We start from the raw sequence: 23,553 nt of genomic DNA, 5'->3' as shown, positions 1-23,553 counted from the left end.
CTTGATAGTTGGGGCAGGGCTTGTTCAGGCGATTTTTCTGGCAGGGCGGCGTCCCAGCGCATGCTGGGAAAGCACCATGAACGGCGCGCCCGGTTCAGGTTCGACAAACAGCGTCAGCGCGTCGACCACAACCGGCTGCCGCAGTATATCCGCGAACAGGCCGTCGATTGCTGCGTGCAGGCGAGGGCTTTCCTGTGGCCCGGCCCGGCCGGACAACGTCATGTGGAAGCGGAAGGTCTCGAAGACATAGGGGTAGCCCCACTGGCAGAGATTGCGAAACTCGGCCGGCTTCAGCGAATCCGGGCTGCGTCGTTCGATCTCGGCATCGCTCAACGGCGCGCGAAAGCGGTCGAAATCGCGCACGACCTCGTCGGCGAAGCGGTTGAGCGGCGGCAATGGCCCTTCCGGCACCAGCGCGAAGAAGCTGTCGATCTGGCTGATGACGAGACGTGGGATCGTCACCACCGGCGTCGCCTCGGCAAAATGGTCGAGTGCGGCGCGCAGCGAGCTTTCCGTCTCGTTGGCGGCCAGGCGGAATGGCGCTTTCAGCGTCGCGTGGAAGCCATAGCGGCGCGCCGAGGCGGTGTGGAAGGCAACTTCCGCCGCCGACAGATCAGCCACGGCCTCGACCGGCTTCGTCGCGGCGCCGAACGGGTCGCGGCCCAGCCAGTTGGCGGCGATCCGCGCCAGCGGTTCGTCCTGCCTTGGGGTGAAATAGATGGCATAACGCATGGGAAGTCCTCGTTAAAGCGCGCCGCGATGCGCGCTTTAAGTCTTCATTTGGTGCATGTCGTCGCCCAAAACCGCTGCACACTTTTGGGCGACATGCACTAGCCTCGCTGCCATAGGTGATTTCCATGACGGATTGACGAAGCTTCTGAGGGTTTTCGAAGGCAAATCGCCCCGGCAACTCCTTAGCCGACGATTTTCTTGAGCTGGACCAATAAGTTCGCTCGCAAGCGCTAAATGGTCAGGCCTTCATCAACCATTCGTGCTCGGGCGCATTGTGGAATTTCCACGTCCGCTTCGGCCCGGCCATGACGTTGAGATAATAGAGGTCGTAGCCATGGCAGGCGGCGCAGGGGTGATAACCCCTGGGCACCAGCACGACATCGCCATCCTCGATCGCCATCGCTTCGTCGAGCGCGCGATGGCCATCCTTGTCGGCGTCGGTGTAGACGCGCTGGAAGGCAAAGCCCTGCGGTGGGTTGAGGCGATGATAGTAGGTCTCCTCGAGATAGGATTCGGCTGGCAGATTGTCCTGGTCATGCTTGTGCGGCGGATAGCTCGACGTGTGGCCGCCGGGCGTGATGACTTCGACCACCAGCAAGGAATCGGCTGGCTTGCCTTCCGGCAGGATGTTGGTGACGTAGCGCGTGTTGGTGCCCTTGCCGCGCACCTCCTGGCCGAGATCGTCCGGTGCTATCACGCGAACCGGCAGGCCGCCACCCAGACCAGGCGCGGAGCACACAGCGAGTTCGAGGCCCGTATCTGCCGTCACCGACCAATCCGATCCCTCGGGCACATAGACCGACCACGGCTTGCCTTCGAAGGGTGACATGCGTTCTCCGAGCAGGCCAAGATCCTTGCCTCCGGCTTTTGCCGTGCCCTTGCCGGTGACGAACACCAGGCAAACCTCGCGGTCGCCCGTTTTGCCCGAAGCGCTTTCGCCGGGTTGAAGCCGGTGCAGGTCGAAACCGACATAGGCCCAGCCGGCGTTCTTCGGCGTCACATGGGCAACGCGGCCATGGCCCTTGTCGGCCTTCACCAGCAGCTTCGACATTCGTTACTCCTTCGGTTCGGCCTCGACCGGCGGCTTGGCCTCGTCTGCCGGCTTGTACAGATAAAAAAACTGCCAGACGCCGTAGCCGGCGAAGCCCAGCGCGATGACCCCCCAGAACGGTGTGCCGGTGGCGAACTCGATGATCGACCAGATGACGCAGACCGCGACGACGGCAACACGACGCCATAGCGGGCGGAAGAATGGGTGCTCGTAATCTTTCATCGGGCCAATCTACAGCAACCTGCTTCGTCGGGAACCCTCGCATCAGGCATTCGGAAAACCTTGGGTCTCCACCGTGTAGCCGGTTGAAGTCATCACCCGCATCAGCTCCTTGTGGCCAACCTGCGCCATCTTGAGCGGCGGGTTCTTCTTCGGGTCCTGCTCGGCCTCGACCACGAACCAGCCTTCATAGCCATGGTCAGCGAAGCGTTGCACGATGGCCCCGAAATCCAGCGAGCCGTCGCCCGGCACGGTGAAGGCGCCGAGCGCCACGGCGTCGAGGAAGGATTGCTTGGTGCGGTCGAGCTTATCGATCACACCCATGCGCACATCCTTCACATGCGCATGGCTGATGCGCTTGTGGTGGTTGTCGATGGCGCGCAGCACGTCGCCGCCGGCAAAGGCCAGGTGCCCGGCATCGAGCAGCAGCGGAATGCCTTCGCCGGAATGGCGCATGAAGGCATCGAGCTCCGGCTCGGTCTCGACCACCGCGGCCATGTGGTGGTGATAGGACAGCGGCATGCCTTGTTCGGCGCACCATTCACCGAATTCGGTCAGGCGCCTTGCATAGGCTTTCATCTCGCCGTCCGAGAGCTTCGGCTTGGTAGCGAGCGGCTTGGAGCGGTCGCCCTGGATCGAGCGGCCAACCTCGCCATAGACGATGCACGGCGCGTTCACTGCCTTGAACAGATCGATCATCGGCTGGATGCGATCCTTGTTCTTGCTCATGTCCTCATCGACCAGCGTGCCCGAGAACCAGCCGCCGCACAGCGTCACATCGGCTGCTTTCAGGATCGGCAGCATGATTGCGGGGTCGTTGGGAAAGCGCCGGCCCATTTCCATGCCGGTGAACCCGGCCGAGCGCGATTGGCGCAGGCATTCCTCCAGCGACACGTCATCGCTCAATTCCGCAAGATCGTCGTTCCACCACGCAATGGGGGACATGCCCAGTTTGGCTTTCAAGTCGTCACTCCAGATTAGAACAGTTCATTTTTGGGCGCTGGCGCCGCCCCTTATCCGCCTGCCGGCACCTTCTCCCCGTATAGGGACGGGGAGAAGGGAGCTAGCATCAATCGCCGATGGTCTGCATCTGCCGCTTCTCGTCATAGGCTTTGCGCGCCGCGTTGACCTGGGGCCGCGCGGAGACTTCCGGCACCGCCACATCCCACCAATGGCCGCCTGCGTCGGTGGAAACCAGCGGATCGGTGTCGATGACCAGAACGGTGGTGCGGTCGTTTGTCTTCGCCTTCTGCAGCGCATTTTCCAGCCCGGCGATCGACGGTACTTTTTCTGATATCGCGCCCAGGCTCGCCGCATGGGCGGCAAAGTCGATGTCGGGCAGGATATCGTGGCGCGAGTCCTTCAACAGATTGTTGAAGTTGGCACCGCCGGTCGCCATCTGCAGCCGGTTGATGCAGCCATAGCCACGGTTGTCGAGCAACACGATGGTCAGCTTCAGCCCGAGCATCACCGAGGTGGCGATCTCGGAATTCAGCATCAGATAGGAGCCGTCGCCGATCATGACGACGACCTCTTCGCCGGGCTTGGCCATCTTGGTGCCGAGCCCACCGGCAATCTCGTAGCCCATGGTCGAGAAGCCGTATTCGGCGTGGTAGGAGCCAGGCGCGCCGGCCTGCCAAAGCTTGTGCAATTCGCCCGGCAGCCCGCCGGCGGCATGCAACAGTGTCACGCCGGAGCCCATCGCGCGCTGCACCGCGCCGATCACCTGCGCATCCGATGGGAAAGCTGTATTGGTCGATGCCGTCACCTTGGCCGCATCGACCTGCCATTCCTTTTTGCCCTCGGCCGAATTGTCGGTCCATGCGGCAGGCGCCTTCCAACCCTTCAGCGCGGCGCCGAGTTCAGCGAGCCCCTCGGCCGCATCGGCGACCAGTGGCAAAGCCCGGTGCTTGCCGGCATCGAAAGGTTGCACGTTCAAGCCGATGATGGTCTTGCCGGAATTCTTGAACAGCGCCCATGAGCCGGTGGTAAAATCCTGCAGGCGCGTGCCGATGGCCAGCACGACATCGGCCTCTTCCGCCAGCCGGTTGGCGGCCGAAGTGCCGGTGACGCCGACCGCCGCCATGTTGAGCGGATGCGTGTCGGGCAGCGAGGATTTGCCGCCTTGCGTCTCGCAGACCGGAATGCCGGCACCTTCGGCGAATTTCGCCAGTTCGCCCGAAGCCTGCGAATAAAGCACGCCGCCGCCGGCGATCACCAGCGGCTTCTTCGCACCCTTCAGGGCCGTGACAGCTGCGGCAAGCTCATGGCGGTCCGGGCGCGGCCGGCGCTGGTGCCAGACGCGCTCGGCGAAAAAGCTCTCGGGATAGTCATAGGCCTCGGCTTGCACATCCTGGCAGAGCGACAGCGTCACCGGGCCGCACTCGGCCGGATCGGTCAGCACCTGCATGGTTCGCGCCAGCGCCGGAATGATCTGCTCCGGCCGCGTGATGCGGTCGAAATAACGCGACACCGGCCGGAAGCAGTCATTGACCGTCGCAGTGCCATCGGAAAAATCCTCGGCCTGCTGCAGCACCGGATCGGGAATACGGTTGGCGAAGACATCGCCGGGCAGAAACAGGACCGGCAGCCTGTTAACATGCGCCAGTGCGGCCGCCGTCACCATGTTGAGCGCGCCGGGGCCGATCGACGAGGTCGCGGCCATGAAGCGGCGGCGGAAATTGGCCTTGGCATAGGCAATCGCCGCATGCGCCATCGCTTGTTCGTTATGGGCGCGGAAGGTCGGCAGCTCGTCGCGCACCTGGTAGAGCGCCTCGCCGATGCCGGCGACATTGCCATGGCCGAAGATCGCCCAGACACCGCCGAAAACAGGCACTGTCTTGCCGTCAATCTCGGTCATTTGCTTGCTGAGAAAGCGGGTCAGCGCCTGCGCCATCGTCAGGCGGATTGTCTTGCTCATGGTGGTTTCCTCCGCAGTCCTGTGCCGCGCCTTTATGCTGCTTTACGGCCACGCGCGGCAAGCCACGCCTCGGTCAACTGTTCGAAGCGCGACGCCATGTCGGCGACAGCCTCGTCATCCGACATCTTGCCCGCCAGCCACTGTTCGGCCGCGTGGACGAAGATGGTGCGGCCGACGGCAAACCCCTTGACGATCGGCGCCTTGGCGGTGGCGGCGAAAGCCGCCTCCAGCTCATCCGGCGGCGCTTCCAGGCCAAGCAGCACGATGCCACGGCACCACGGATCATGCTTCAGGATGACCGCTTCGATCTTGGCCCATGCGGCGCTCGACGCCTGCGGCTCGAGCTTCCACCAATCCGGCTTGATGCCGAGCGCATAGAGTTCCTCCAGCGCGCGCGGAATGGTCGTGTCGTCGAGCTGGCCGTGCTTGCCGGCGATGATTTCGATGAGCAGTTCCCGGCCAACTTTGCGTGCGGCCTCGAACAGCGCGCGCAGCTTCTGCTGCTGTTCTTCCTTGAGCGCTGCCGGATCGTCGGGGTGATAGAAGCACAGGCACTTGATGCAGTGATCAACTGGCCATTCGGTAAGCTGCGAGCCGATGTCCTGCGAGAATTCGAAACGCAGTGGCCGCGAGCCCGGCAGTTCCACCGGGCGCCCGAGCCAGGCGAAAGGATGGCGGGCGAATTCGAACATCGCCTCGCGGCCATGCTTCTCGTCGATCAGCATGCCGTAGCCGTCGCGGCCGGCGGCGACCTTCGCCGCGGCCTTGACCGCCAGCACCTTGAAATCGCGGATGCGGGCCGGATCGGCGCCGGCCTTGGCCGCGACGTCCTCGAGCTGCACCCGGTGGTCGCAGGCGAGCGCCATCAGCGAGGGGATGTCGCGCCGGCGGGTCGTTGCCCAATGGATGTGGTTGATCGCCTCGTCCTTGCGCAGGGCGCGATGCTTGCTGCCGTTCTTGAGGAAGAACTGCAACTCCTCGAAGGTCGGATATTCCGGTGCGCAGAGCAGCCGCGACACGGCGAAGGCGCCGCAAGCATTGGCCCACGTCGCCGCCGTCCCATGGTCTTCGCCACCCAGCCAGCCGCGCAGGAAGCCGGACATGAAGGCGTCGCCCGCACCCAGAACATTGTAGATCTCGATCGGAAAGCCCTTGCCGACGACACCGTCCTCGAGATCGTCGCTGATCGGTCCGTCATAGACGATGCAGCCCATGGCGCCGCGCTTCAAGACGATGGTGGCCGAGGACAGCGCCCGGATCGTCTTCAGCGCGCTCAGGCAATCGTCGGCGCCCGACGCGATCATGATCTCTTCCTCGGTGCCGACGATGAGATCGCAATCGGGCAGCACGGTCTTCAGTTGGGCCGAAACCCGGTCCGATTTGACATAGCGCTCGAACCCTTCTGCGTGGCCGGCGAGACCCCACAGATTGGGGCGATAGTCGATGTCGAAGACAACCTTGCCGCCCTTGGCCTTCATGATGCGGATCGCCTTGCGCTGGGCGGCGTCGCTGTTGGGGCGCGAAAAATGCGTGCCCGTGACGACGATCGAGCGGGCCGAGGTGATGAAGGCCTCGTCGATATCTTCTTCCGAAAGCGCCATGTCGGCACAGTCGGTGCGGTAAAAGATCATCGGCGAAACGCCTTCGCTTTCGACCGAAAGCAACACCAGCGCCGTCAGCCGCTCCTTGTCGGTCTTCAACCCGTCCGTGTTGACGCCTTCGCGCTTCAACTGTTCGCGGATGAAGCGGCCCATCTGCTCGTCGCCGACGCGCGTCAGCAGCGCCGAGCGCAGGCCGAGCCTGGCCGTGCCGACCGAAATATTGGCCGGGCAGCCGCCGACCGACTTGGCGAAAGAGGTGATGTCCTCCAGCCGCGAACCGATCTGCAGGCCATAGAGGTCGACGGAAGCGCGACCGATGGTGATGACGTCGAGCGGCGCCTGTTTGGCGTCCACGGCTTCGCTCATTGGAACCTCCCGTCAGTCTTGTTGTAATGAACAACATTGTTTGGGTAACACGCGCGAGCGGCAGCGTGGTGCCGGCAATATGAAATAATAATTCCAATCCATAGTCAATATGGAATGAGCATTCCCTGACCCTAAAATTGACTTTTGGAGTGTAGGCTCAGGCCTTGCGCTTGCGGCCTGCGTCGCGCCGCTTCTCGCCGACACCGACCGTCAGCGCCATGGCCAGCGCCATCGTTGCCGACAGCGAGCGGAAGCCGGCGAAATCGGCCTCGGCAACCTCGAACCAGACCCTGGCGAACTGCGCCAGCGGCGAAAACGCGCTGTCGGTGATGGCAACGATCGGCACGCCCTGTTCCGAAATGGTGCGGGCCTCCTCGATCGTGGCCGGCGCATAGGGCGAGAAACTGATGGCGATGACGGCATCCGCCGGCGTGGCGAAACTGATCATCTCGGCGTTCAGGCCGGCGGCCGATTCGATCAGCTGGTTGCGAATCTTCAATTTGCCCAAGGCATAGGCGATGTAGGTCGCCACCGGATAGGAGCGCCGCTTGGCCAAGACATAGATGGTCTGCGCCTTCGCCAGCAGCGCAATCGCATCTTCCAGATGCGCGTCGTCCAAGGTGCGGGAAATGTCGTTGAGCGAGGTGCTGGCGGCGGCGACGAAACCGTCGAAGATCGCGCGGTGACCGGCACCGCCTTCGGCCTTGGCGCGCAGCGCCTGCAAGCGCTCGTCATAGGAAGAGTTGCGCTCGCGCAGCCGCTCGCGGAACACCTGCTGCAGGCTGGTGAAACCATCGAAGCCAAGCTGCTGGGCAAAACGGATCAGGGTCGAAGGCTGCACGCCGGCTGAAGCCGCGATGCTGGCAGCGGTGCCGAAAGCGATGTCATCGGGATTGTCGAGCGCGTAGGCGGCGATCTGGGCGATGCGCTTGGGCAGGCTTTCGCGCCGGTCGAGGATGGTGGCGCGCAGCGTCTCGAAGTCGCGAGGTACCCGTTCGTCCATCGTCGGCCCGTCCAAGCTCATCGGGTGAAAGCGTCCTCTGTGCCCCATCATAGCGAGCCTGCGCAAGAACACCAATAAAAATGAGGCAGACATTCCATTCCGAAATGAAATGGACTAATTCATCCATCAGCGCTTCAGGCAGTGGAGAAACGGACAATGGTCGGCGTCGGTCTTATCGGCACGGGTTTCATGGGCAAGTGTCACGCCATCGCATGGAGCGCTGTCGGTGCCGTCTTTCCGGATGTGGCCAAGCCCAGGCTGGTCCATCTCGGCGAGGTCAATGAGGAGCTCGCAAAACGCAAGGCAAGCGAGTTCGGCTTCGCCAAGGCCTCAGGCGACTGGCGCGCCGTCGTCAACGACCCCGAGGTCGACATCGTCTCGCTGACCACGCCCAACCAGTTCCATCCGGAAATGGCCATCGCCATTCTGGAGGCCGGCAAGCATCTGTGGTGCGAAAAGCCGATGGCGCCAAGCTTTGCCGAGGCCGAGGCGATGGCGGAAGCGGCAAAGAAGTCCGGCAAGGTCGCGGCGCTTGGCTACAATTACATCCAGAGCCCGGCCATCCGCCACATCGGCGCTCTGCTCGACGAGAAGATCATCGGCGAGGTCAACCATCTGCGCATCGAGATGGACGAGGATTTCATGGCCGACCCCGAAGCCCTGTTTTTCTGGAAGCACGAGGCGTCTTCCGGCTATGGCGCGCTCGACGATTTCGCCGTGCACCCGCTGTCGCTGGTGTCGGCCTTGTTCGGCCGCGTCGCCAGCGTCATCTGCGACATGGCCAGGCCCTATGCCGACCGCAAGCTGGCGGCGGGCGGGCGCCGCGCGGTCGAGACCTATGATATCGCCAGCGTCTTGATGCATCTGGAGAACGGCATTGCCGGCACGCTTCAGGTCAATCGCTCGGCCTGGGGCCGCAAGGGCCGCATCGCCATCCAGATTTTCGGCTCCAAGGGGTCGATCCTGTTCGACCAGGAGCGGATGAACGAAATCCAGCTCTATGTCACCGCGGATCGCCCGACAGAGCAGGGCTATCGCACCATCCTGATGGCGCCGCATCACAGGCCCTACGACGCCTTCCTGCCGGCGCCCGGCCACAATCTCGGCTTCAACGACCTCAAGATCATCGAGTGCCACGAACTGCTGACGCGGCTCGCCGGCAGACCGGCGCGGCTCGTCGAGTTCGCGCAGGGGCTGGAGATCGAGCGCACCGTGCACGCCATGGCGAGATCGTTCGCGGAAAGGCGCTGGGTGGATGTGCGGTAATCTCCACTCGTCTCAACCGCCGGCAGCGGCGTTTGACTCCCAGCCATTGACCCAGACCTGCCGCAGGCGATCGCCTTCGCCCTTGAAGCGTAGGCCTGTCGGCTGCCAATCCTCGATGCGGTCGCTGCGGAAATTGCGGATCGCCTGGCGCAGTTCGCACCAGGCGACGATGTTGGCGGTTTCAGCATAATAGATCAGCGCGATCGGGCGGATGAGGCGTTCGGAGGTGCGGCCCATTTCGTCGCGATAGGAGAGGTCGAGCTTCTCCTCGTCACGTATGGCGCGGCGCACCAGCGCCAGGTCGATCATGCCGGCCGAAGGCGCGGCGAAACCCCAGGCATGCAGCGCGTTGGCTTCAAATGTCTGGCGCAAAGGCGGCGGCACCGCGCCGGCAATCTTGGCGCTGACCCGCTTGGCCGCCTGCTTGAGCTCGTCGTCGCCCGTGCGCTCCAGCAGCGCCAGCGACAGGACGATCGCCTCCATCTCCTCGATCGAAAACATCAGCGGCGGCAGGTCGAAGCCGGGGCGCAGGATATAACCGATGCCGCGCCCGCCCTCGATCGGCACGCGCAGCGCCTGCAAGGCCGCGATGTCGCGATAGATCGAGCGCACCGTCACCTCCAACTGCTCGGCAATCATTGCCGCCGTCACCGGCTGGCGCGCCAGCTGCAGGATCTGGATGATCTCGAACAGGCGTGACGCCTTGCGCATTTTTCTCACCCGATGCCGATCACAACTGACACACCATCGTCAGTTGGGTCTGGGTATAGGACTGCCTATCGAATTGAAAATCAACAGGTTCCGCTGTGGCTTGGCGGAGCGAGGCGACAGGCAACTGACATGGGTTATACGGAAAATCTCTGGCTTTTCTTTATCCTGCTGTTCGGCATCATCGTCGTTCCGGGCATGGACATGCTGTTCGTGCTGGCCAATGCGCTGACGGGCGGGCGCGACAGGGGCCTGGCCGCTACCGGCGGCATCATGGTCGGCGGCATGGTGCACACGCTGAACGGCGCCATCGGCGTGGGCCTGCTGATGCATTTCGTACCGATCCTGTTCAAGCCGCTGCTGATCGCCGGCGCCGCCTACATGGCCTTCATCGGCATCACGCTGATGCGCAGCTCCATCACTGTCGGCGAGGGCGGCCCCGCCGGCAGCCGCTCCGCCTGGAAGGCGTTTCGCCAAGGACTGGTAACCTGCCTGATCAATCCCAAGGCATACTTGTTCGTGCTTGCCGTCTATCCGCAGTTCCTGAAGCCGGACTACGGCCCGATCTGGATGCAGGCGACTGTCATGGGGCTGATGACAGTCCTGACCCAGGCCGCGATCTATGGTGGGCTCGCGATCACAGCCGGCCGCAGCCGCAATCTTTTGATCGCCAATCCGCGGGCGACCACTCTTGCCGGCCGCGCGGCCGGACTGCTGCTCTTCGCGGTTGCCGTGTTTACCGCCTGGGAAGGATTGGGGGCGGCGTAGTCTAACTCTTTTTTGGAGCATGATCTCTGGACAAACGAAAACCGTTTGTCCGAGAAAACCGGTTCCCACTTTTCGGGATCATGCTCTAGCGCCGCCCTTCCCACATCGTCATCCTATCAGGCGGCGCCCTGCCGGCTCTCCAGCATGGCGCGGCGTGCCGAGCGGCGCCATTCGACGGCACCGGCGAGACCGTGCAGCACGGTCTCGGTGGTCGCCCAGTCGATGCAGCCATCGGTAATGCTCTGGCCATAGACGAGCGGCTTGCCCGGCACCACGTCCTGCCGGCCGGCGACGAGATTGCTTTCGATCATGAGGCCGATGATGCGCTCGTCGCCGGCAGCGACCTGGCCCGCCACGTCGGCGGCGACCTTGGGCTGGTTCTCCGGCTTCTTGGCCGAGTTGGCGTGGCTGACATCGATCATCAGCCTGGGCGCGACACCGATGCGGGCGAGTTCGGCGCTCGCGGCTTCGACGCTTGCCGCGTCATAGTTCGGCTGAACGCCGCCGCGCAGGATGACGTGGCAGTCTTCATTGCCCGTAGTGGTCGCGATGCCGCTGCGGCCGCCCTTGGTCACCGCCATGAAATGATGCGGCTGGGCGGCGGATTTCACGGCCTCGGCGGCGATCCGCAGATTGCCGTCGGTGCCATTCTTGAAGCCGACCGGGCAGGAGAGACCCGATGCCAGCTCGCGATGGATCTGGCTCTCGGTGGTGCGCGCGCCGATGGCACCCCAGGCGACGAGGTCGGCAATATATTGCGGAATCGTCATGTCGAGGAACTCGGTCGCCGCCGGCAGGCCGAGATTGTTGACGGCCGACAAGACGTTGCGCGCCATGCGCAACCCTTTCTCGATGTTGAAGCTGCCGTCGAGGTCAGGGTCGTTGATCAGGCCTTTCCAGCCGACAGTGGTACGTGGCTTCTCGAAATAGACGCGCATGACGATCTCGAGCCGGTCGGACAGGGTCTCGCGCAGCGCCGCCAGACGGCTGGCATAGTCAACGGCCGCGACCGGATCGTGTATGGAACAAGGGCCAACGATGACAAGCAGTCGATCGTCGGCCCCCGTCAGAATGGAATGGATCGCGTTGCGCGCGGTGGCGACGGTGCGCGTCGCCGTCAGCGTGCGCGGTATCTCGCGCATCACCTCTTCCGGCGCGCTCAATGCTCTGATTTCGGTGACCCGAAGGTCGTCTGTGGTGGTCAACACGGCTTTCTGCTCCTGTTTCAAGAGACCTGCCGGCTGATACAAAAAAGCCGCCAGGTCTGGCGGCTGTTCGGATCTTGTTGCTGCAATCTTCAGATCGAGCGCAATCCTCCCGCCGCCAGCGAGCTCCTAAAGTACCAATACGTGGCGGACAGGTTGATCATGAGCGGTCATATAGTCGATGCGGAGGCGTTTGTCACGGGGGTGTTGGCATCCATTCAGGATGGGCCGAACCCACGCGATTTCGTCATCCCAGGGCGAAGCAGGAGCGAAGCTCCGTCGCGAAGACCCTGGGATCCATTCCGTTACATTAGCCAAAGGAAGCGGCGGTGCAGAAATCTGCACCGTGGCGGCGCTCCGGAGTCCCGGCATGGATCCTCGGGTCTGCGCCGCGTCGCTTCGCTCCTTGCTCCGCCCGTGGATGACGAAGTGATGGGCGTTTTCGCTGGGCTCGGCTACTCGCCGACCACTCCCGCGATGTTCTGATCGTAGTCGACCAGCGACCCGGTCATGACGCCGGCCTGCGGGCTGATCATGTAGCTGATCAGCCGGGCGAGCTGTGCCGGCTTCACCAACTGGCCCATAGGTTGTGAGGCCTCGGCCTTTTCCAGCCAGTTATCCGGCGCATTGTGCCACTTCTTCTGCACGATCGCCTCGCCCTCCGTGTCCATCCAGCCGGGCAGCACCGCATTGCAGCGGATGCGGTTCTTTCGGTACGAGCTGGCGACATTCTTGGTCAGCGTCATCAGCGCGCCCTTGCTGGTCGAATAGGGCGTCAGGAAGGACTGGCCGGCATGCGCCGACATCGACAGCACGTTGACGATCGAGCCCGGCGCCTTGCGCTCCAGGAGATGCGCCACCAGTCCCTGCATCAGGAAGAACGGGCCACGCACATTGGTGTCGAAGATCTGGTCGAAAAGTTCTTCCGACGTTTCGACCAGCGACCCGCGCGCCGAGGTGGCGGCGGCATTGACCAGCGCGTTGAGCGTGCCGAAACGCGAGATCGCGGTGGCGACCGCGCGCTTGCAGTCCGCCACTTTTGAGACATCGGCGCTGATGAAGATCGCGTCGACTCCCAACGTCTTGAAGTGGGCGACCGCCTTGTCGCCCTTCTCCTGCGAGCGGCCGATGAGCGCCAGAGCACGGCAGCCCTCGTCGGCCAGCGCCTCGGCGACGGCAAAGCCGATGCCTTGCGCGCCGCCGGTGACGATGGCGCGTGTCTCGTGATTGCGATCGGCGGATGCGCTCATCGCTCTGCTCCTTTTGTTGGATCTCAAACAGCTCAAGGTGTGTTTAGATTCGGGTCAGGCCGGCCTCACCCGAATATCAACGCACCGTGTCGAGACGGACGGCCTTGCCCGTCGTCGCCGACTTCAGCGCCGCATCCGCCAGCTTCAGCGCCACGAGGCCATCGGCGCCGCTCGGTGTCGCCTTCTTGCCCGACGTTGCCGCCGTGATGAAGGCAGCGATCTCAAGGGCATAGGCGTCCAGATAGCGGGTCATGAAGAAGTCGTGCAGCGGCGGGCGCGTATAGCCCTTTTCGTTCGCCACTTCGATCGACACCGGCCGCTGGTTTTCGGCCGCGACCATGCCTTTCGAGCCATGCACTTCGATGCGCTGGTCATAGCCATAGGTGGCGCGGCGCGAGTTGGAGATGATGGCCTGCTTGCCGGAAGCGGTTTCCAGGATGACGCTGACCGAGTCGAAATCGCCGGCAGCACCAATCTTCTTGTCGACCAGCACCGAGGCATGCGCGCTGACCGCCACCACCTCCTCGCCGAGCAGGAAGCGCGCCATGTCGAAATCATGGATGGTCATGTCGCGGAAAATGCCGCCCGAGCGCTTGATGTAATCGATCGGCGGCGCGCCGGGATCGCGTGAGGTGATGGTGACCATCTCGACGGTGCCGATGGCGCCGTCGTCGATCGCCTTGCGCACGGCGGCGAAATGCGGGTCGAAGCGCCTGTTGAAGCCGACCATCAGCGTGGCCTTGGTCTTCTCGACCACGGCCAGGCATTTTTCCACACGCTTGACGTTGAGGTCGATCGGCTTCTCGCAGAAGATCGCCTTGCCGGCCTTGGCGAAACGCTCGATCAGATCGGCATGGGTGTCGGTCGGAGTGCAGATGACGACGGCGTCGATATCTTCGGATTTCTCGATGGCATCGATCGTGCGCACTTCGGCGCCATAGGCCGATGCCAGTTCCTTCGCCGCCTTCTCGAAGGCGTCGGCGACGGCAACCAGTTTGGCCTGCGGATTGGAGCCGACGGCGCGGGCGTGGACCTTGCCGATGCGGCCGGCACCGAGGAGGGCGAAGCGGAGAGTCATGGATATTTCCTCTAAGGATGGTTCGGGAGAGTTGTGTCCGCACCTTCCCGTCGAGGAAAGGTGGTTAGGGTATTTTCTTGGCGCGGCAGATCGTCCCGGAGCGGGTGACCACGCGCCCGGCCTCAAGCCGCGAGTTCCGCCTCTCCGGTCTTGGCGCCGGTGATGTAGGAGACGATGTCGTTTCCGTCGGTGTTCTCCTTGCGCAGATTGGCAACGATGCGGCCGCGCCGGAAGACGACAATGCGATCGCAGAGGTCGAACACCTGCCGCATGTTGTGGCTGACCAGGATCAACGATTCGCCATTGTCCTTCAGCGTGCGGATGATGTTCTCGACCTGCGCCGTCTCCTGCACGCCGAGCGCCGCCGTTGGTTCGTCCATGATGACGAGCTTGGAAGCGAAGGTCGCGGTCCTGGCAATCGCCACGCATTGGCGCTGGCCGCCCGACATGTGGCGGATGGTGTTGGACAGGTTGGGGATTTTCACCGCCGTGCGGATCAGCGCCGCCTCGGTCGCCTTGCGCATATATTTGCGGTCGAGGATCGAGAAGGGTCCCAGATTGAACAGCACCTTTTCGCGACCGAGGAACAGGTTCGACGGCACGTCGAGGTCGTCGGCCAGCGCCAGGTTCTGGAACACGGTCTCGATACCCGCCGTGCGGGCCTCGATCGGCCCGGCAAAATTCACTTCCTTGCCGTCGAACCAGATCTGGCCGCTGGTGCGCTGCTCCACAGCGGTGATCTGGCGCACGAAGGTCGACTTGCCGGCGCCATTGTCGCCCATGATGGCGACATGCTCGCCTTTGCGCAGCTCGAAGTTGGCGCCTTCCAGCGCATGCACGCCGCCATAGCGCTTGGTCAGGTTTTCGGTCTTCAGGACGATGTCTGACATGGTCAAGCCCTCAATGCCCGCAGGCGTTGGCGCCACTGGTCGAGAACGACCGCGCCGACAATGATCACGCCCTTGACCATCTCCTGGTAGTAGGCGTCGAGGCGCAGGAAGGTGAAGCCGGAGATGATGACGCCGAAGATCAGCGAGCCGATGACCGTGCCGATGATCGACCCACGGCCACCCGACAGCGAGACGCCGCCGATGACCGCCATGGCGATGGCGTCGAGTTCGTACATCACGCCCATGCCCGACTGCGCGGTCAGGTTCTTGGAACTCAGCACCACGGCGGCGAGCGCGGCGAGTATGCCGGCGATGACGTAGACGAGGATCTTGTGGTTGGCGATCTTGATGCCGGACATGCGCGCGGCATCCTCATTGGAGCCGATCGCATAACAATGCTTGCCGTATCTTGTGTAGGTCATGATCAGCTGGAACAGCACGGCTAGCGACAGGAAGATAATGACCGGCATCAGGCCCTTGCCGATTGCCGCGAAACCGTCGGTGGGAAACGAGATCGGCTGGCCCTTGGACCACCATTTGGCAATGCCGCGCGCGGTCACCATCATGCCAAGCGTGGCGATGAACGGCGGAATGCGCGTGTAGGCGATCAACGAGCCATTGACGAGGCCGGCCAGAAGCCCACAGCCGATCGCCACCAGCACCGGCACGAGAACCGGCAGGTCGGTCCAGCCTTGCGCCAGGAACATCGCCTTGGGGTTGGGATTGCCGTTGACGGTCGCCACCTGGGCGAAACTCATGGCGATCATTGCTGTGGCGCCGACGATCGAACCCGAGGACAGGTCGATGCCGCCACAAATGATCACTTGTGTGACGCCGATGGCAATGATGCCGACGATCGACACCTGCAGGATGATGATCTGCAGCCGCGCCTCGTTGAAGAGGCCGCCGACATCGCTGCGCGTGTTGAACAGGAAACTGTCGCCGAGAAAGATGCGGCCGATCAGTTCGAAGATGACGACGAGAATGACGAGCGCCAGGAAGACGTTGAATTCGGCCGGCCATGTGCGCTTCTTCGCGTCATAGCTGACCCCGCCGACGCCATGCGATGTCTGTGACAATCTTCTATCCTCCGTCAGCCACCGTCGTTCCTCAGCACCTGGAGGCGCTGGGGGAAGAGGAGCGGCACTGCCTTGCGCGAGAGCGCCGCTCCGTATGTCCGTGGCTCAGTTCTTCTTCAGGAACTTATCGATGTTGGCAGGGGTGACGAGCTGGAAGGGAATGTAGACCTTGTGGTCGACCTTCTCGCCCTTGGCCAGCTTCAGCGCTGCATCCAGAGCGCCTGCGCCCTGGCCGGCCGCATCCTGGAACACGGTTGCGTCGAGGTCGCCTGCCTGCATTGCCACCAGTGCGTCCTGGGTGGCGTCGACACCGCCGACGACAACAGTCTTCATGTCGATGTTGGCGGCCTTCATCGCCTGGATGGCGCCGATGGCGCTCTCGTCATTGTTGGCGATCACGCCATCGAACTTCTTGCCCGTCGACAGCCAGTTGGTCATCAGGTTCTGCGCTTCGTCGCGGTTCCAGTTTGACGTCTGCTTGTCGATGATCTTGATGAAGCTGCAATCCGGCGTGGCTATCACGTCGTCGATGTCCTTGGTGCGCTGTACGGCGGCCTGGTTGGAAAGCTCGCCCATGATGACATAGACATTGGCTTCCTTCTTGCCGGCTTCCTTGAACAGGCGGCAGACTTCCTTGGTTTCGAGCGTGCCGGAATCGGCCTCGTTCGACGCGACGAAGGCCTGGTTGGCGGGCAGCGTGTCGACATTGACCGGCTGGCGATTGACGTAGACCAGCGGAATCTTGGCTGCTGCTGCGGCGTCCGACATCGCCTGCGTGGCCGAGGTGTCGACCGGGTTGACGATGATGGCGTCGACGCCCGAAGCCGCGAAGTTCTTGATCTGGTCGAGTTGCTTGGCAACATCGTTCTGGGCGTCTTCGACCTGCAGCTCGACGCCGCTTATGCCCTTGGCCTGCGCGATCATGCCGTTGCGCAGCACAGTGAGGAAGTTGTCGTCGAACTTGGCCATCGACACGCCGATCTTGGCGGCCATGGCGGATGAACTCATCAGCGCCGCGAAGGCGACGCCCAAAAGCAGTTTCTTCATTGTATCTCTCCTCCACTTTTGGTGTCCGGTTGCACCGATCTATCCGGAATCCCCGATCTCCCCGGGGAATCTCTCCCTGATGTCGTCTCGTTCCGCGCGGCGTTCCCTTTTTTGCTGGAACGTCAAACCGTCTTTTTGAAACAGACGTTACGGAACGAAAGAACCAAAATGTATAGTTGGTGAAATATTTATTCCATTTCGCCACGATGCGTCAAGGGCGATTCCAAAACCGGACGCGCGATTTTGGCCGATGCGGAGAAGCGGGTGAGAGACTGTGTGCTGTGTCAGGGCAGGCCCAAGGCAAGGCACGTCTGAGATATCAGCGACAGGACAGTGCCTGTGGGCTAGAAGTGCCAGATGTCCCGTTGCATCAACAGGTCCAGCGGCGCCCGCCACACCCGGTACTTTGCCGCAGACTCTATCTGCTGGCTTACGGGCAGATAGTTGACGCGCTCGAAAAAGGCTTCAAGGCGTTGCCTGGCAAAGAGCTTTCGACCCCTGGTGGTGTAGTTTCGAAGCGGCAGCCCATGACGCCTGATCGTCCGGCCATCTTGTGAAAGCGCAACGCTAGCGCAGAACTGTTCTGGAGTGTGCACACTGACGACGCGAATCACGCGCTCGATCGCCACATAGGCGCGCTCTAAAGCCGGCATGTTGTAGTTGTGGACGCCAAGGACGCCACTGGCCCACATCGTTTCGTCGCCTGTCAGGACGCGATCCCCCAGCGTGATGCCCTTGCCTTGAAGTGATCGGTATTCGGGCTTTGGCCGCCCCTCGCGTCTGTACATGATGGAATGCGAAGATGAGATGCGGTCGAAGCATTGTGAGATATCTCCGACAGGATAGATGTCCGTGTCCATGACAAGGAGCCGCTCGCAACGTTGTAGCAGTTCGATAATGCCGGCAGCCTTGATGCCAAACATGTAGCGATCGCCAAAAGACATCTCGGTCATCTGTTTGGCGGTAAGCTCGATCGCTTCGATTGGATAGCCGTCGAAAATGCTTGGCCGATCCGTCAGGACTGAAATTCTGGCTCCGGGCACAAAATGCAGCAGGCGAAGGGCGCTGAAGAGCGCTCCACGCGCATAGAGCTCATCCTTGCCAAACGCGATGTACCCGAATCCGCCCATGCCCATTAGCGGATCATAATATATTGGTGGCCCGACTTTCAACTCTGCTTCGCGCTTCGGCTACGGTCGCGCTTGAGGAGAAAGAATGTTCCTAGATATTTTCGGGCAGATAAATGTCGAACGGCAGGAAGGTCTGCCCCGGCGCGTTCGCCGCGCCCGTTTCGATGGCATGCACCATCAGCTCCAGCAACTCGCGGCAAAGTGCGGCCAGCGGCGTCGAGATCACCATGGTCAGGATGCCGTCCGCCAGCGCCGAACGCGAGACCGCCGTGATCTCGTTGCAAACCACCGCCGGCATCTCGGCCGGCCTGGCCTGCCTTAGCGCCGCGACCGCTCCTTCCATGCCGCCGCCGGCGACGTAACAGCCGACCAGATCAGGATGGCGGCCGAGAAGCTCGAGCAACGTGTCCTGGGTGATCTGGTTGGCCTCGAGGTTGACCTGCGTTTCCAGCAAGGTGAAGTCCGGTGCTTGTTCGCGGAAGAAGGAGCGAAAGCCGATCTCGCGCAGTTCGTGGCCGTGAAAGCGGTGGCTGCCGACGAACAGCGCGACCTTTCCCGGCCGTTTCGCCGCTTTCGAGATCATCCAGGCCGCGCTGCGGCCAACCTTGCGGTTGTCGAGGCCGACATAGCCTTCGCGGATGCCGGCGGCGAAGTCGGACAGCAGGGAAAACACCGGCAGTCCCCTGGCCTTCATCTCCTCGACAGCGACCGTCAGTGTCGGATGATCGGGCCCGACCAAAGCGACGGCCCTGCATTTTGCCGCCAGTTTGCGCGCGCGCTCGACAATCTCGTCGGGCGCCAGAGAGTCGGCAAAATCGATGATCGCGACGCCGCGAAAGCGTGGCGATCGCGATACAGCCAGTTCAAGCTCGCGGGCGAACTCGCTGTAGAAGACATAATTGCCCCTCAGCAACAGGAAGCCGAGCCGGTATTCCGGCAGTTCATGGCGCATCCGCTGCTTGATCAGGCCGGCGGCGTGATAGCCGATCTCGGTCGCGGCTTCGTAGACCCGGCGCGCGGTGTCCTCACGCACTGGCAGGCGGCTGTTGAGCACGCGGTCCACCGTGGCAACACTGACGCCGGAGACGCGCGCCAGATCTGATATGGTCGGCCGTTTCGCCATGCTCGCCTCGATGCAGTGTTCGAGTCTTCCTACATCATTCTGATAGGAAATGATAGAAACTATCTTTGTGATGTTGAGTCTATCATCGGCTGGGGCTATTTTTAGCCTGGAAGCCAAAGGGTATCGTGCATTCGCTATGGCGAGCGCCGTTTGCCGTGGGAGACAATCATGACCGCAACGCCGTCCCGGCGTGACTACAGTCTGATCGGCCGCGACGCCAAGCTCGCCGTGGAAAACGGCCTGTCGGCCGCCGAGTGGTATCACACCGACGTGTCCCGCAAGCAGATGAAGGAGCTGATGCAGCGCTCCGACGGACCGGCGATCCGCGACACCGCGATCTGGCTCGCCGCCCTGATCATCAGCGGCGCCGGTGGCGCCTGGTTCTGGGGCACATGGTGGTGCGTGCCGTTCTTCTTCGTCTATGGCGTCCTCTACGGCTCATCGACGGATTCACGCTGGCATGAATGCGGCCACGGCACGGCGTTCCGGACACCGTGGATGAATGATGTGGTCTATCAGATCGCCTGCTTCATGATCATGCGCAATCCGGTGACCTGGCGCTGGAGCCACACGCGCCATCACACCGACACCATCATCGTCGGCCGCGACCCGGAGATCTCGGTCATGCGGCCGCCGGACTTGGCTCGCGCCATGCTCGGCTTTGTCGGCGTGCTCGATGCCTGGCATGCGATGAGCGATATGCTGCGCAACGCTGCCGGCAACATCAGCGCCGCCGAAAAGACCTTCATTCCCGAGCAGGAACAGGGCAAGGCGATCCGCATCGCCCGCATCTGGACCGCGATCTATGCCGCGACCATCGCGCTGGCACTCTACACCGGATCGTTCCTGCCTTTGATGCTGGTTGGCCTGCCCAGGCTCTATGGCGCCTGGCATCACGTCATGGTCGGCCTGCTGCAGCATGGTGGCCTCGCCGACAATGTCATCGACCATCGGCTGAACAGCCGTACCGTCTACATGAACCCGATCAGCCGCTTCATCTACTGGAACATGAACTATCACGTCGAGCATCACATGTTCCCGATGGTGCCCTACCACGCGCTGCCCAAGCTGCATGAGCTGATCAAGCACGATTTGCCGGCGCCGACGCCGTCGATCCTGGCCGGCTACCGCGAGATGATCCCGGTCTTCCTGCGCCAGCTGCGCAACGAGGATTACTTCCTCAAGCGCGAACTGCCGCCGACCGCCAGGCCTTACCGCGAGGATTTTCACAACGACGCCGCGATGGCGGCGGAATGACATCAGCCCAGGCCGGGCAAAGGATTTACCGGGAGGATTTATGAGCGACTGGGTCGAAGCGTGCGGCGCCACGGATATCGACGAAGAGGATGTGATGCGCTTCGATCATGGCGGGCGCACCTTCGCGATCTACCGTTCCCCGGACGACGAGTTTTTCGCCACCGATGGTCTATGCACGCATGAGAAGGTGCATCTGGCCGACGGTCTGGTGATGGGCGACATCATCGAATGCCCCAAGCACAACGGCCGCTTCAACTACAAGACGGGTGCGGCCAGGGGCGCCCCGGTTTGCGTCAACCTGAAAACCTATCTGGTCAAGGTCGACGCCGGCAAAGTCCTCGTCCAGATCGGATGACGGATATGGCGCGTGGCATGGTCATCATCGGCGCCGGCGAATGCGGCGGGCGGGCAGCACTGGCACTGCGCGATCTCGGCTATGACGGGCCGGTGACGCTGGTCGGCGACGAGCCGCATCTGCCTTACGAGCGGCCGCCTCTGTCCAAGGATGCGATGGCCAGCGACGCGCCGGAAATCAAGGCGATTGCCAGCGACGAGGTGCTGGCCGGGAAATCGATCCGGCATATCCATTCCGTCCAGGCCGTGGCGATCGATCGCGCGGCGCATGCGGTGCGGCTGTCGGATGGTTCGGTCCTGGCCTATGACAAGCTGCTGCTGGCCACCGGCTCGACCCCGCGCAAGCTGCCGATGCCCGGCCCTGGCGAGCGCTGCGTCTATCTCCGCACCTTCGCCGACGCGCTGGCCATTCGCGCCCATCTCCGTGCGGGCAATCGCATTGCCGTCATCGGTGGCGGCTTCATCGGCCTCGAACTCGCCGCCGCCGCCAGCAAGCTCGGCGCCTCGGTCACTGTTATCGAGGCGCAGCCGCGCCTCCTGATGCGTGGCGTGCCGGCCGAGATCGCCGAAATCATCCACAAGGCGCATGTCGCGGAAGGCGTCGACATCGTGTGCGGTGAAGGCATTGCGTCCATCGCCGACGACGGCAGGCAAGTGCGTGTGGCGCTGGCCAACGGGCGCGAAATCACAGCCGATCTCGCCATCATCGGCATCGGCGCCGTACCGGTGACCGGGCTAGCGGCCGAAGCCGGCCTGACCATCGACAACGGCATTGCCGTCGACGTGGAGCTCCGCACCAGCGATCCCGACATCTTTGCGGCCGGTGACTGCTGTTCGTTCCCGCTTGCCGTCTATGGCGGCCGCCGCGTGCGGCTGGAGGCCTGGCGCAACGCGCAGGAACAAGGTGCGCTGGCGGCGAAGAATATGCTGGGCGCCGGCGAAGCGCATATGGCGGTGCCGTGGTTCTGGTCGGATCAGTATGGGCTCACACTGCAGATCGCGGGGCTTTCCGACGAAGGCCGTAGTACCGTGCGCCGCGAACTCGGTGACGGCGCCTTCATCCTCTTCCATCTGGCCGGGGATGGCAGGCTGGTGGCGGCCAGCGGCATCGGTCCTGGCAATGCGGTCGCCCGCGATATCCGCCTGGCCGAAATGCTGATCGGCAAGCAGGCCAGGCCGGCGCCGGAAGCGCTGGGATCGCAGGCCGTCAAGCTGAAGTCGCTGCTGGCGGCCTGAGCCGTGCTAAATTTGAGCGCGGTTTCTAAAGGTTGCCGGCTCATGCCCTATTCGATCCTCTATGGCCTCTCCGTCGCCAGATCAGGGACGATTTTGCCACTGCGAAAGAAGCTATTGGGCGCGTCGAGGCGCTGCGGCGCGGCAACGCCGTCGGTATCATCATCCTGGATGAGCACGGCGCGGAAATCAGTGGAGTGCATCTGAATGCACTTGCCAAAATCGAAGACGGCAACAGGCAGACGTAGACCGAGCGTTCCGTGAAACGCCCTAGAAAAGCGCCTTCAGCTCCGGCAGCTTGTCGTTGACCAGCCAGCCGTAATAATTCTCTTCCGGCAGCTTCGCCTGTTCACCCGCGGCGCGGCGCTTGTCGTTTTCTGCCTTCAGCGCATAGGCGCGCTGTTCCGGATTACCGACATTGTAGAGCGTGGCGGTCAGTCCCGGGTTGCCCGAAATGTCGAAGCCGGCAATGCTTTTGTAGGCATCGATCGATTTCCGGATCGTCGCCGCGACGTAGGGCAAAGTCAGGTCGGGATCCATGATGGTCTTGTAGACCGAGTTGGGATCAGCGACATCGAGCTTCGGCAGGCCGGACACCTTGTGCACGAGATCGCTCATCTGCAAGGCGGTCAAGGGGTTCAACTGGCCGAGGCCAAAAGTCTGGCCGGCATAGTAGGGCTGGAAGAAGGTGGCGCCGAAACGGTCGTCGGGAAAGTCCTCGCCGCCAACTGTCTTGCCGCGAAACGCGTGGTTCCAGACCTGTTCGCGGCACTCCCACAGATCGTAACTGTCAGACATTGCCGCACATTTCTTGAATTCGGGCCGCTGCACGAAATCCGTGATGTCCTCGCCGTCATAGGCAAAGGACAGCTTGCTGGAGAGGTAGGAGATCGCCTTGACGTAATAGGTCTGCAGCCGGTCATAGGCGTCGACGTTGTAGGTATGCTCGCCGACGATGGCACCGACGATGTGCATGGGATCGATGCCGTAGGCGGCGGCAGCCTTCTTGATCTTGGCGCGCAGGTCAGGGTCGTTCTGCAGCAAGGCATAAACCTTGCGGTATTTCGCCTGGAAGGTGGTGTTGGTCGCTTGCGTACGCCGGCTCGAAGCGCCGGGAATATCAGGCTGCTCGGCATTGCGGTTTCCCGGCGGCACCAATGTCGCCGCCTCAGTGGCGAACACCGTCGCCACCAGCATCAAGCCGAGAATGACCGAAATCAGTTTTTTCATGCGCCGCCGCCCACCGATATTGCCGCGCAAACTAGGTAAAGCT

The 23,553-nt window shown here is 62.7% G+C and carries 23 protein-coding genes; 6 read left to right on the top strand and 17 right to left on the bottom strand.

Annotated features, from left to right (window positions below):
* Nucleotides 1-24: 24 nt before the first annotated feature.
* The 7 genes from ACZYHG_RS04880 to ACZYHG_RS04850 all read right to left on the bottom strand — a co-directional run bounded on the left by ACZYHG_RS04880 (nt 25) and on the right by ACZYHG_RS04850 (nt 7,892).
* Nucleotides 25-732, bottom strand: a complete 708-nt coding sequence (locus ACZYHG_RS04880; RefSeq protein WP_464612786.1) for a DUF1045 domain-containing protein — start codon at nt 730-732, stop codon at nt 25-27.
* Between the two features lie 238 nt (nt 733-970).
* Nucleotides 971-1,783 carry a 5-deoxy-glucuronate isomerase gene (gene iolB / locus ACZYHG_RS04875; protein ID WP_464612785.1) on the bottom strand — a complete coding sequence of 271 codons (813 nt, stop codon included), beginning with the start codon at nt 1,781-1,783 and terminating at the stop codon, nt 971-973.
* 3 nt (nt 1,784-1,786) lie between these two features.
* A complete protein-coding gene (locus ACZYHG_RS04870; RefSeq protein ID WP_464612784.1) occupies nt 1,787-2,005 on the bottom strand; it encodes a DUF3329 domain-containing protein in 219 nt (72 codons plus the stop codon).
* A gap of 42 nt (nt 2,006-2,047) precedes the next feature.
* Nucleotides 2,048-2,965, bottom strand: coding sequence for a myo-inosose-2 dehydratase (iolE, locus tag ACZYHG_RS04865; RefSeq protein WP_464612783.1), 918 nt, complete (start codon nt 2,963-2,965; stop codon nt 2,048-2,050).
* 106 nt (nt 2,966-3,071) lie between these two features.
* Nucleotides 3,072-4,922 (bottom strand): 3D-(3,5/4)-trihydroxycyclohexane-1,2-dione acylhydrolase (decyclizing), encoded by a 1,851-nt coding sequence (gene iolD, locus ACZYHG_RS04860; protein WP_464612782.1) that lies wholly within the window; start codon nt 4,920-4,922, stop codon nt 3,072-3,074.
* Nucleotides 4,923-4,954: 32 nt separating this feature from the next.
* Nucleotides 4,955-6,889 (bottom strand): bifunctional 5-dehydro-2-deoxygluconokinase/5-dehydro-2-deoxyphosphogluconate aldolase, encoded by a 1,935-nt coding sequence (locus tag ACZYHG_RS04855; protein WP_464612781.1) that lies wholly within the window; start codon nt 6,887-6,889, stop codon nt 4,955-4,957.
* A gap of 157 nt (nt 6,890-7,046) precedes the next feature.
* Nucleotides 7,047-7,892: a MurR/RpiR family transcriptional regulator gene (locus tag ACZYHG_RS04850; RefSeq protein ID WP_027032500.1), complete on the bottom strand. Its 846-nt coding sequence runs from the start codon at nt 7,890-7,892 to the stop codon at nt 7,047-7,049.
* A gap of 156 nt (nt 7,893-8,048) precedes the next feature.
* Here ACZYHG_RS04850 and ACZYHG_RS04845 point away from each other — a divergent pair, with 156 nt between their 5' ends.
* Nucleotides 8,049-9,158 (top strand): Gfo/Idh/MocA family protein, encoded by a 1,110-nt coding sequence (locus ACZYHG_RS04845; RefSeq protein WP_464612780.1) that lies wholly within the window; start codon nt 8,049-8,051, stop codon nt 9,156-9,158.
* A 12-nt stretch (nt 9,159-9,170) separates the two neighbouring features.
* On the opposite strand, the gene ACZYHG_RS04840 is transcribed toward ACZYHG_RS04845, so the two are convergent.
* Complete coding sequence (locus tag ACZYHG_RS04840) at nt 9,171-9,869, bottom strand: helix-turn-helix transcriptional regulator (protein WP_464612779.1); 699 nt, start codon at nt 9,867-9,869, stop codon at nt 9,171-9,173.
* Nucleotides 9,870-9,998: 129 nt separating this feature from the next.
* Between ACZYHG_RS04840 and ACZYHG_RS04835 the strand changes: the two genes are divergently transcribed.
* Nucleotides 9,999-10,634: a LysE family translocator gene (locus tag ACZYHG_RS04835; protein ID WP_464612778.1), complete on the top strand. Its 636-nt coding sequence runs from the start codon at nt 9,999-10,001 to the stop codon at nt 10,632-10,634.
* A gap of 116 nt (nt 10,635-10,750) precedes the next feature.
* Here ACZYHG_RS04835 and ACZYHG_RS04830 read toward each other — a convergent pair whose 3' ends face one another.
* From ACZYHG_RS04830 to ACZYHG_RS04795, 8 genes are all read right to left on the bottom strand, one after another.
* Nucleotides 10,751-11,842: a 3-deoxy-7-phosphoheptulonate synthase gene (locus ACZYHG_RS04830; RefSeq protein ID WP_464612777.1), complete on the bottom strand. Its 1,092-nt coding sequence runs from the start codon at nt 11,840-11,842 to the stop codon at nt 10,751-10,753.
* Nucleotides 11,843-12,294: 452 nt separating this feature from the next.
* A complete protein-coding gene (locus ACZYHG_RS04825) occupies nt 12,295-13,089 on the bottom strand; it encodes an SDR family oxidoreductase (RefSeq protein ID WP_464612776.1) in 795 nt (264 codons plus the stop codon).
* Between the two features lie 76 nt (nt 13,090-13,165).
* Entirely contained in the window at nt 13,166-14,167 is a 1,002-nt protein-coding gene (gene iolG, locus ACZYHG_RS04820) for an inositol 2-dehydrogenase (protein WP_464612775.1), read from the bottom strand.
* A 122-nt stretch (nt 14,168-14,289) separates the two neighbouring features.
* Nucleotides 14,290-15,057, bottom strand: a complete 768-nt coding sequence (locus ACZYHG_RS04815) for an ATP-binding cassette domain-containing protein (protein WP_027061936.1) — start codon at nt 15,055-15,057, stop codon at nt 14,290-14,292.
* A 2-nt stretch (nt 15,058-15,059) separates the two neighbouring features.
* Nucleotides 15,060-16,136 (bottom strand): ABC transporter permease, encoded by a 1,077-nt coding sequence (locus ACZYHG_RS04810; protein ID WP_464612774.1) that lies wholly within the window; start codon nt 16,134-16,136, stop codon nt 15,060-15,062.
* Between the two features lie 105 nt (nt 16,137-16,241).
* Nucleotides 16,242-17,183 carry a sugar ABC transporter substrate-binding protein gene (locus ACZYHG_RS04805; protein ID WP_464612773.1) on the bottom strand — a complete coding sequence of 314 codons (942 nt, stop codon included), beginning with the start codon at nt 17,181-17,183 and terminating at the stop codon, nt 16,242-16,244.
* A gap of 344 nt (nt 17,184-17,527) precedes the next feature.
* Complete coding sequence (locus ACZYHG_RS04800; protein WP_464612772.1) at nt 17,528-18,319, bottom strand: hypothetical protein; 792 nt, start codon at nt 18,317-18,319, stop codon at nt 17,528-17,530.
* A gap of 85 nt (nt 18,320-18,404) precedes the next feature.
* Complete coding sequence (locus ACZYHG_RS04795) at nt 18,405-19,436, bottom strand: LacI family DNA-binding transcriptional regulator (protein ID WP_464612771.1); 1,032 nt, start codon at nt 19,434-19,436, stop codon at nt 18,405-18,407.
* Between the two features lie 168 nt (nt 19,437-19,604).
* On the opposite strand from ACZYHG_RS04795, the gene ACZYHG_RS04790 reads away from it, so the two are divergent.
* The 4 genes from ACZYHG_RS04790 to ACZYHG_RS04775 are packed head-to-tail and all read left to right on the top strand — an operon-like array spanning nt 19,605 to nt 22,528.
* Nucleotides 19,605-20,693, top strand: coding sequence for a fatty acid desaturase family protein (locus ACZYHG_RS04790; protein WP_464612770.1), 1,089 nt, complete (start codon nt 19,605-19,607; stop codon nt 20,691-20,693).
* Between the two features lie 40 nt (nt 20,694-20,733).
* Nucleotides 20,734-21,048 (top strand): MocE family 2Fe-2S type ferredoxin, encoded by a 315-nt coding sequence (locus ACZYHG_RS04785; protein ID WP_464612769.1) that lies wholly within the window; start codon nt 20,734-20,736, stop codon nt 21,046-21,048.
* Entirely contained in the window at nt 21,045-22,283 is a 1,239-nt protein-coding gene (locus ACZYHG_RS04780) for an NAD(P)/FAD-dependent oxidoreductase (protein WP_464612768.1), read from the top strand. Before ACZYHG_RS04785 ends, ACZYHG_RS04780 begins: the two co-directional genes overlap by 4 nt.
* A 32-nt stretch (nt 22,284-22,315) precedes the next feature.
* On the top strand, nt 22,316-22,528 hold the full coding sequence (locus ACZYHG_RS04775; RefSeq protein WP_464612767.1) for a hypothetical protein: 213 nt from the start codon (nt 22,316-22,318) through the stop codon (nt 22,526-22,528).
* 22 nt (nt 22,529-22,550) lie between these two features.
* Here the strand turns inward: ACZYHG_RS04775 and ACZYHG_RS04770 are convergent, their stop codons facing one another.
* The gene (locus ACZYHG_RS04770; RefSeq protein WP_464612766.1) at nt 22,551-23,510 is read right to left on the bottom strand and encodes a DUF1402 family protein; all 960 of its coding nucleotides are present in this window, start codon (nt 23,508-23,510) and stop codon (nt 22,551-22,553) included.
* Nucleotides 23,511-23,553 lie beyond the last annotated feature (43 nt).

The organism is Mesorhizobium subarcticum (assembly GCF_055456085.1).
Note: the sequence above shows the minus strand (reverse complement) of the source record. Positions and strands in the feature narration are given on the sequence as shown.